The following is a 6,367-nucleotide window of genomic DNA, read 5'->3' as shown; positions in this document are numbered from 1 at the left end:
ACAGGCCGAACCGCAACAACGTCGAAGAGAAGTACACCCACCTGCTGAACGTGTACGGCCGCCTGCGCGGGCGCAGCGACGAGGAGATTCCCAGCGAGCCGGGGGACTGCTTTGCGCATGGGTTTCTCAGGGGTGGTCCGCTCGAAGACGTCGACATCACGACCTTTTACCACCTCCAAGACGCGCCCGATGTGTTCGTGATGTTCAGTCACTCGACTCAGGTGTGGGAAGACGACACCATGCTGCAAAGATCGCACAGCATCGAGCGCCAACTGGCCGCCGCTGGCATCAAGACCCTGCGCAAAGGGCCGCGCACAATTCACGGCCTGCCTTACGAAGAATGGCTGTCTCGTGAACCCGAGACGGTGACGTCCGCGCGCGTGCCCGGGCATGGCCTGACCTTGCACGGCAACGAAGCGGCCAAGGATCCGCGCAAACCGAACATCGAGTTCACCTTCTACAACGGCCACTACATCCCCTGGCCGCCGCGCAGTCTGGAAGAAGCGGCCAAGGTTCCGGATTTGACGCGCGCCACCTTGAGCGAAGGCCAGGTGCTGGCGCTGTGGGAGGCCATCACGGCCACGCTGCGGCCGCGGCCTGGGGCGTTGTAGGACGCAGGGATCGGCCGGTTGCGAGCCAATGCACAGCACAGCGCCGGCGCGCGGGATCACGACGACAAACGTCCGACGACCTCGGTGTGCCCGATGTGCAGGGACAGCCGCTCGATCTGCGCCTGCCGCCGCGCCGCCCAGGCGCGGAAGGTGGGGGCCTGGACGGGTTGCTGCTCGCAGGCCGCCGTGCTGATGCCCTCGACCAGGGCCCGGCGTAAAGCGGTGGCGGCGGGGCCGTCGAGCCGCCAGTCCGATGGGGTGGTGGTCACACGGTAGCCGGCATTGGCCAGTTGCCGGGCCAGCGACTGCGGGGCCTGCGGGCCCAGGGCCGGGCCAAAGCCTTTGTCGCGGCGCTGATGGGCGCGGAAGGCGGCCCGCACCATGGCATCGTCGGGGTCGCTCGGGGCCCAGCGGTCACGGCCGTCAACGCCGAGGGCCATCCACAACGCGGCGCCATGGGCGCGGCTGGCTGCCACCAGGCGCCGCAGCCAAGCCTCGGAAACGAGATCGATCAGCGCCGAGGCGGTCAGGAGCTGGACACCCTCCCACGGCAGGCGCTCGAGTTCGGTGGCGAGGTCCAGGCGTCGGGCCTGCCAGCGCACCCGCCAGCGGCCCTGGGCGCAGCGCAATGTCCCGCTTCGCCCGTCGGCGTCGATGTGGCTGGCATGGCCTTGCTGCTGCGCCCATTGCTGCAGCGCCGCGGGCAGGGCGTCGAGCAGCGCCGGGTCGTGGTCGACGAGGGTCCAGCGTTGTTCGCCGCCCAGGCGGACGCCGAGCTCGCGCAGGTTGGCACCCGTGCCGCAGGCGAGGTCGAGCACGCCCAGGATGCCGTCGGCGGGGCGCAGGCCGCCGGCCAGCGCGGCGGCGTCGAGACGGCGCGCAGCGACTTCGCGGGCGGCGTGGTCCCAGGGCTCGCGCAGGGCCAGCCAGTCGGCCGAGAACCCGCTCATGGCCGGACACCCACCTCGAGCAGCAGCCGGGCCATCCGCTCCACCGCCTGCTCCCAGCGCGGCAGGCGTTCGCGGGCTTGCCGCGCCCCTGCCGCGAGCCTGGCGCGCAGCCGGGGGCTGGTGAGCCAGCGTTGCAAAGCCTCGCGCAGGGCACGCACGTCGCCGGGCGGCACCATCAGGCGGGCGGGCTCGGGCACGGTTTCGGGGCTGGCGCCGCCGCTGGTGCACACCACCGGCAGGCCGCGGACCAGGGCCTCGGTGTAGACCATGCCGTAGCCCTCGTACCACGAGGGCAGCACGAACAGGTCGGCCGTGGCGTAGAGCGCGTCCAGGGCCTCGTCCTCGACCACACCGGCCAGGTGCACGCGACTCGTCAACCGGTGGCGCTCGATGGCCGTGCGCACGGCCCGGGTGGTCTCGGCGTCGCGCGTGGTGCTGCCAGCGCACACCAGCTCCCAGGGCAGGTCGGTGAGGCCGGCCAAGGCGTCGATGAGTTCGGTCTGGCCTTTGCGCACGCTCAGGCTGCCCACGCACAGCAACCGGGGCACGCCGCTTGCTGCGAGGCTGCCGGTGGCCACCGCCGCGGGGGCCACACCGGGCTCGATCACCTCCACGCGCCCCGGGGGCACGCCCCAGCCCTGGCGGCCGGGGGCACTCAGGGTGCGCGCGGTGGTGGGACTGGTGACGACGATGCGCCGGGCGTGCGACAGTGCGCGGGCTTCACTGTCGCGCAGCACGGCCTGGTGGTCGGGCAACAGGCCGGTCTCCAGTGCCAGCGGATGGTGGACGAGCGCCACCCAGCGCAGGCGCATGGCGTGCTCGGCCGCCAGCCCGGGCAGCGCACCGAAGGCCAGGCCGTCGGCCAGCACGCATTCGCCGTCGGGCAGGGCGGCCACGGCCCGCGCCGCCTCTTGTTCGGCCGCCGCCGTGGGCCAGGGGTAGTCGCCTGGCAGGCTCAGCACGTCCACGCGCCAGCCGGCCTGGCGCAGGCCGTGCACGAGGGCGCGGTCGTAGCGGTAGCCGCCGGTGGGGGTGTCGAGATCGCCCGGAAGGAGCAGGGTGCATCGGGGCATGCTCAGGCCTGCAGCGCGGGCTGGGGCGGGTGCAGAGCGGCCTCGTAGGCCGCCCAGGCCACGTGCGATTCGTGCAGCGTCACCTTGGCGTGCGTGAGGCCCAGGGCATGGGCGCCCAGATCGCCTCTGGCGATGCGTTCGGCCACGCGGTCGAAGATCACGCGGGCGAGGAATTCGGTGGTGGTGTTGCGTCCGCGGAAGGCGCTCTCCTCGTCGAGGTTGCGGAAATTCAGCGCGGACAGGATGTCGCGCAGCACCTCGGTGGCGCGACCGATGTCGACCACGATGCCGTCGGGATCGAGGTCGGGGCGGCGCAGTTCCAGATCGACCACATAGGTGGCGCCATGCAGGCGCTGCGCGGGGCCGAAGACGGCGCCCTGGAAACTGTGGGCGATCATGAAGTGATCGCGGACGGTGACGCTGTACATGGACAAAAGGGCTTTCGTGGGTCAGTCGTAATCGATGCGGTGGCACAGTACACCGCGGGCCTCGTGCGCGAGCCGCTTCAGCACCTCGGGCAGTTGCGTGAAAGGCGCATGATGAGTGATCAGGGCCTCAAGGCGGTCGTCGGCCAGCAGCGCCAGCGCGCGCTCGAGGCGCCGCCGACGGGTCCAGCGGGCTCGCATCGGTGCGGCCACCTGGCCCACCTGCGAGCTGCGCAGCACCAGCCGTTGCGCATGGAAGGCCTGGCCGAGCGGCAGCTCCACCGCGCGGGTGCCGTACCAGCTCAGCTCCAGCACCGTGGCCTCGAAGCCCGCCAGCGTGAGGGCGGTGCGCAGCCCGGCAGGCTGTCCGCTGGCATGGACCACCAGGTCGGCCTGGCCGCGGGCGGTCTCGGGCGCGGCAAAACCCAGGCCCAGATGGGCGGCCACGCCGGCGCGGGCCGGGTCGGTGTCCACCAGTTCCACCTCGCAGCCGGGCGTGCGCGCAGCCAGCCAGGCCACCAGCAGGCCCACCACCCCGCCGCCCACCACGCTGATGCGCCCGCCGGGGGGTGCGGGCGCGTCCCACAACGCGTTCAGCGCGGTTTCCATGTTGGCCGCCAGCACCGCCCGGGCCGCCGGCAGGCCCTCGGGCAAGGGCAGCACGGCCTCGGCCGGCACCACGTAGCGGCTCTGGTGGGGAAACAGGCAGAACACCGTGCGGCCGATCAGGGCTTGCACGCCGGCCTCCACCACACCGACACTGGCATAGCCATACTTGAGCGGCGCCGGGAAGTCGCCGGCCTGGAAGGGCGCGCGCATGCGATCGTGCTCGCTGGTGGGCACCTCGCCGCGAAAGACCAAGGTTTCGGTGCCGCGGCTGATGCCGCTGTGCAAGGTGCGCACCTGCACCTCCTCGGCGCCGGGCGCTCGAAGGGGTTCGGGCCGCAGTTCGGCCCGCCCCGGCTCGGCCAGCCAGCAGGCCCACGACGGCGCGTGGTCGTGCGACGGTTCGTGAGACGATGGCAGGGTCGGGTGGGGATGCATGAGGCGGTGTCGTCCAAGGCGCCGTCTTGAAGGACGCCGGGGGCATCTTATGCCGGAGACGATGGACACAGACACACCAGGGCCGGGGGCTCCCGCAAGCGCGGGGGCGTCGGCCCTGCGGCGCGATGCGATGCGATCCTTGCTGCCGGGTGCCGTTCTCGTGCTGGCCGCAGGCCTGGGCGCCCAGGCGGCCTGGCCCGCGTTCTTTGGAGCGGCCTATGCGGCCAAGGCGCTGGCCGTGTATGCGCTGGCCGGGGTGTTGCTGCTGCAGGGCCTGCCGCACCACCGTGCGACCGACGGCCGTCTGCATGGGCGCTTCGGCGCGGCCAATCAGGTGAGCCTGCTGCGGCTGGGCATGCTGGTGATGCTCGCGGCCCTGATCGGCGAAGACGCGGCGCGCGCCGGCCACCCGGGCGCGACAGCGCTGGGCTGGGCCATCGTCGTGTGGGCCACGGTGGGGGCGGTGCTCGATGCGGTGGATGGGCCACTCGCCCGCCGCAGCGGCTTGGCCAGCGACTTCGGCGCGCGCTTGGACATGGAGACCGATGCGGCGCTGATGCTGGTGCTGTGCGTGCTGATCGTGCAGTTCGGTCAGGTAGGCCCCTGGGTGCTGGCCGCGGGCCTGATGCGCTATGCCTTTGTCGCGGCGGGCGGTGCCTGGCCCTGGCTGGCGCGCCCGCTGCCGCCGAGCACGCGCCGCAAGACGGTGTGCGTGATCCAGATCGTCACCCTGATCACCGCGCTGGGCCCCATCATCGCACCGGCCGCGGCGGCCGCCATCGCGGGCGCCGGCCTTGTCTTGCTGTTGTGTTCCTTCGCCGCGGACGTGCGCTGGCTCGCACGGCGGCGCCACCTGCCTTTGGAGACCACACCATGACCATCCTTTCGTTCCTGCCCTGGCGTGCCTGGCTGCTGGCGGCCGCCCTGACGTTCACGGCCGGCAGCACCGCAGCCCAGGCGCCGCGCTACGAGATCGACCCCGAACACCTGTCGATCGGCTTCCTGGTGGACCATGTCGGCTACGCCAAGGTGCTGGGCCTGTTCCGCCAGGCCAAGGGCTCTTACCGTTTCGACGAGGCCACCGGCACGCTCAGCGAGGTGCGTATCGAGGTGGACACCGACAGCGTCTTCACCAACCACCGGGCGCGCGACAACCACCTACGCAGCGCCCAGTTCCTGAATGTGAAGGACCATCCGCGCATGGTCTTCACCGCCGACGGCGCGAAACGGGTGGGGGACCGGCAGTACGAGATCACCGGCCAGCTCGAACTGCTGGGCCAGCGCCAGCCGCTCACGCTGCGCGCCACCTGGAACAAGAGCAGCATCTACGAGATCCCCGGCCAGGGCCGGCCCTACGTGATGGGGGTGTCGGCGCGCGGGAGCTTCAAGCGCAGTGCCTACGGCATGAACTATGCCGTGGCCAACGGCTGGGTGGGTGACGAAGTCGAACTGATTATCGAGTTCGAAGCTCGCCGTCAATGAGCGGCCTTGTCGTCTTGCTCGCGGCCCATGGCCGGCGCATCGAGCCGGGCGAGGATGTCCCCGCAGAGCGTATCGTCCGGCAAGGCGCCAAGCCAGGCTCGCATGGCCTCGGCGTCGAGCGGTGTGTCGGGCTGCAACCGCAACTGCTCTCCCAGGCTCCATTGATAGCGATAGCGCCCCAGCGTCTCCAACCGGTCGATACACCCCAGGGCGAGGTCGTGCACGGCGGCCAGGAACTCGAACGACAGCGCCGGCACCGGCTGGCTCAGGCCCATGAGAACTTCCAGCTCGAAGCCCTCGACGTCGATCTTGATGAAGTCGGGTCGGCCATGCTGCGCAATCAGTGCGTCGAGCGTGGTCACCGGCACCACCGGCCCCGGCGACCAGCGCACGCCCTGGAACGAGGCGGTAGCGCCCGTGCGCCGTGCCCAGTCGGCCGAGAGCGTGCTCACCGTGGGTGTGGCCTCGCTGGCCAGCAACTGCGCCTGACCAGCCTCCCGCCCCAGGGCCACCGGCAGCACCGTCACGCCCGCATCGCGCGCAAACCATCGCGACAGCAAGGCCACGAAATCGGGCTGCGGCTCTACCGCCACCACCCTTGCGCCCAGCGCGCGAAAGGCGCGCACCCGGTTGCCTGCATGCGCCCCCACGTCGAAGGCCAGACCGCCTGCCGGCACCACGGGTGCATAGAAACGCCGCAACTGCCCCGCTCGCCACGGGATGCCGTGGTAGATGGCCAGCGAGCGCAGGAGACCGAATGTGCGAGCCAAGAACGGCATGCG

At 71.3% G+C, this 6,367-nt stretch carries 8 protein-coding genes; 3 read left to right on the top strand and 5 right to left on the bottom strand.

Annotation, left to right across the window (positions count from 1 at the left end; all coding sequences use genetic code 11):
- Window positions 1-611, top strand: a 611-nt coding sequence (locus ACK4ZD_RS10085) for a T6SS immunity protein Tli4 family protein (protein WP_409661220.1), incomplete at its 5' end; no start/stop codon positions are given.
- Window positions 612-667: 56 nt separating this feature from the next.
- On the opposite strand, the gene ACK4ZD_RS10080 is transcribed toward ACK4ZD_RS10085, so the two are convergent.
- Genes ACK4ZD_RS10080 through ACK4ZD_RS10065 form a run of 4 tightly spaced genes read right to left on the bottom strand, consistent with a single transcriptional unit; the run spans window position 668 to window position 4,103 of the window.
- On the bottom strand, window positions 668-1,561 hold the full coding sequence (locus tag ACK4ZD_RS10080) for a hypothetical protein (RefSeq protein WP_409661217.1): 894 nt from the start codon (window positions 1,559-1,561) through the stop codon (window positions 668-670).
- Window positions 1,558-2,634: a glycosyltransferase family 4 protein gene (locus tag ACK4ZD_RS10075; RefSeq protein WP_409661214.1), complete on the bottom strand. Its 1,077-nt coding sequence runs from the start codon at window positions 2,632-2,634 to the stop codon at window positions 1,558-1,560. Before ACK4ZD_RS10075 ends, ACK4ZD_RS10080 begins: the two co-directional genes overlap by 4 nt.
- 2 nt (window positions 2,635-2,636) lie before the next feature.
- A complete protein-coding gene (locus ACK4ZD_RS10070) occupies window positions 2,637-3,062 on the bottom strand; it encodes a 6-pyruvoyl trahydropterin synthase family protein (RefSeq protein WP_409661211.1) in 426 nt (141 codons plus the stop codon).
- A 21-nt stretch (window positions 3,063-3,083) separates the two neighbouring features.
- Complete coding sequence (locus ACK4ZD_RS10065; RefSeq protein ID WP_409661208.1) at window positions 3,084-4,103, bottom strand: zinc-dependent alcohol dehydrogenase; 1,020 nt, start codon at window positions 4,101-4,103, stop codon at window positions 3,084-3,086.
- 130 nt (window positions 4,104-4,233) lie between these two features.
- On the opposite strand from ACK4ZD_RS10065, the gene ACK4ZD_RS10060 reads away from it, so the two are divergent.
- Both ACK4ZD_RS10060 and ACK4ZD_RS10055 read left to right on the top strand, forming a co-directional pair.
- On the top strand, window positions 4,234-4,980 hold the full coding sequence (locus ACK4ZD_RS10060; protein ID WP_409661205.1) for a CDP-alcohol phosphatidyltransferase family protein: 747 nt from the start codon (window positions 4,234-4,236) through the stop codon (window positions 4,978-4,980).
- On the top strand, window positions 4,977-5,585 hold the full coding sequence (locus tag ACK4ZD_RS10055; RefSeq protein ID WP_409661202.1) for a YceI family protein: 609 nt from the start codon (window positions 4,977-4,979) through the stop codon (window positions 5,583-5,585). The genes ACK4ZD_RS10060 and ACK4ZD_RS10055 overlap by 4 nt, the downstream gene beginning before the upstream one ends.
- Here ACK4ZD_RS10055 and ACK4ZD_RS10050 read toward each other — a convergent pair.
- Window positions 5,579-6,364, bottom strand: a complete 786-nt coding sequence (locus ACK4ZD_RS10050) for an FkbM family methyltransferase (RefSeq protein WP_409661200.1) — start codon at window positions 6,362-6,364, stop codon at window positions 5,579-5,581. The genes ACK4ZD_RS10055 and ACK4ZD_RS10050 overlap by 7 nt on opposite strands.
- Between the last annotated feature and the right edge of the window lie 3 nt (window positions 6,365-6,367).

The sequence above is a fragment of the Caldimonas sp. genome (assembly GCF_046291045.1).
Lineage (GTDB): Bacteria > Pseudomonadota > Gammaproteobacteria > Burkholderiales > Burkholderiaceae_C > Caldimonas.
This window is presented reverse-complemented; position numbering and strand designations above follow the sequence as displayed.